General features: G+C 68.7%; 1 protein-coding gene. It reads right to left on the reverse strand.

The genetic code is table 11. The annotated features are described in order from the left end of the window. A partial coding sequence (locus tag ACWTU8_RS32740) for a response regulator (protein WP_455851365.1) occupies window positions 1-441 on the reverse strand: 441 nt, incomplete at both ends.

Genomic DNA, 441 nt, shown 5'->3' on the forward strand with positions numbered 1-441 from the left:
GGCGGTCCGTGGCGTGGCGATGGCGCTTGATGGTCGCCACCAGCGGCTCCAGCGGCACCGAGGCGCGCGCCGGCCTGATCAGCTGGGCGTCGGTGCCGAGATCGCGGTAGCTGGTGTTGCCGAGCGACTGGTCGACCGAGGTCAGCATGATGATGGGCGTGTCGGCGAGGCCTTCGGTGCTGCGCACGATGCGCGCCATTTCGGCGCCGCTCATCTCGGGCATCTGGTAGTCGAGCACGACGCAATCCACAGGCACGCCGTAGGCGGCAGCCGCGATCAGCACCTTGAGGCCCTCCGCGCCGCTTTCGGCCGCGCAGGAATCGAACGTCCACGAGGTCATCTGCTCGGTCAGGATGGCCCGGTTGACGGCATTGTCGTCGACGATCAGCACGCGGGCGCCCGTCACGTCCACCGGCATGATGCGCTGCCCGTTCTGCTGTC

The organism is Mesorhizobium sp. BHbdii, from assembly GCF_053848045.1.